The following is a 1518-nucleotide window of genomic DNA, read 5'->3' on the forward strand; positions in this document are numbered from 1 at the left end:
TGTCATCGCCAACAACTACATCGACTACGCCATCGCCGCCCTCGTCTGAAATCCCTCCTCAAGGGTTCTTACCTCGGCTCCTCTGGCCCCCGCTCGGGGGCCTTTTTCATGGTCGGGTCCTCCCCGCGCCGCTGTCGCCACACGCTTCAACAGGCGCGCTGCCGGGCTGTGAAGTTTGCCCAGAAGAGCGCAGGCTGACAAGCAAGAAGACATAACCTTCCACAACATGCGCCGCTGTTTCGGCGCAAACTCCCTTCACCGCCATCTGCCATGACACTTGTCAATGCGTCGCATCTCGGCATCGAACGCTTCAGCGGGGATCGCAACAAAGAAAACTGGAGCATCAGCTCCCAGCAGGACAAAGCCAGCCTGATTCGCGCTGTTTACCGGCAGGTCCTGGGCAATCAATACATCATGGAGAGCGAAAGACTCACCCAGACCGAGTCACTCTTCAAGCACAATCTCCTCAGCGTGCGAGAGTTCGTACGCCAGGTCGCCAGAAGTGGACTTTACCGCAGCAAGTTCTTCGAGAACTGCAATCCCTACCATTTCATCGAACTGAACCACAAGCATCTGCTCGGTAGGGCACCGCAGAACAAAGCGGAGATGCTGCATCATTTCACGATCCTGCAGGAGCAGGGCTTCGATGCCGAGATCGACTCCTATATCGACAGCGCCGAGTATCAGGGCCGCTTCGGGGAGGAGACCGTGCCCTACGTGCATGGCTGGGATTACTCCACCGGCCATCAGGGACGGCAGTTCTCCTGGCTGATGCAGCTGGCCCGCGGCGTGGCGGCCTCTGTGAAGGGAGACACCGCCGGCACGAAGTTCCGTCTCGGGAAAGCCCTGCACCAGGACCGGGCGGTGCCGGTTGTGAGCCCCAACGCCAGCGGGGCCGGCTTCCAGCCCACCCAGATGCCGAACGAGTCGATCACGAGCATGGCCCGCGGCATCGGCCAGAAGGCCCGCGTCTACCGCGTCGAGGTGACGGGGCTGAACAACTACCGGCTGCACAAGCGGGCCAGCACCGCCCGCTTCGTGACCTTCGACAAGCTGCTGGAGACCCAGCAGATGATCCACCGCCAAGGGGGACGCGTCGCCAGCGTCACCCCGGTGAACTGAGGCGGGGCCGAACTGAGACGGGTCCATAGAAGCGGTGGGGATCCCGGGGAGCAGGCCAGCGGCAGGGCTTGGACCATGCCTCGCCTGCCGTTCCCGTGATCCTCCGGTGACCCTTCGTATCCGGTGACCCTTCGTAACGGTTGGCTTCATCCACGGGATCGCTCACCAACAATGGCCCGGTGCCTGGGTTGAGTGGTCAGCCCCCTCTCCGGGGCCCTCAGGTTCGGTGCCCATCGGTGCCCCATCTCGGCCCATACCAGCCCCTTCCCATCCCTTCCTCCAGACCAGGAGCTCTTCAATGTTCGACGCCTTCACCAAGGTTGTAGCCCAGGCTGATGCCCGCGGCGAATTCATCAACGCTGGTCAGATCGACGCCCTCTCGGCGATGGTCGGAGA

At 62.3% G+C, this 1518-nt stretch carries 1 protein-coding gene and 1 pseudogene; both read left to right on the plus strand.

Translation table 11 applies throughout. From position 1 onward, the window contains the following. Window positions 1-270 precede the first annotated feature (270 nt). Window positions 271-1122 carry a phycobilisome rod-core linker polypeptide gene (locus tag ACLNEE_RS16685; RefSeq protein ID WP_411424811.1) on the plus strand — a complete coding sequence of 284 codons (852 nt, stop codon included), beginning with the start codon at window positions 271-273 and terminating at the stop codon, window positions 1120-1122. Between the two features lie 298 nt (window positions 1123-1420). Then, window positions 1421-1518: pseudogene (locus ACLNEE_RS16690) on the plus strand (phycocyanin subunit beta); the annotation flags it as partial.

Source organism: Aphanothece stagnina RSMan2012 (assembly GCF_046764815.1).
GTDB lineage: Bacteria > Cyanobacteriota > Cyanobacteriia > PCC-6307 > Cyanobiaceae > NIES-981.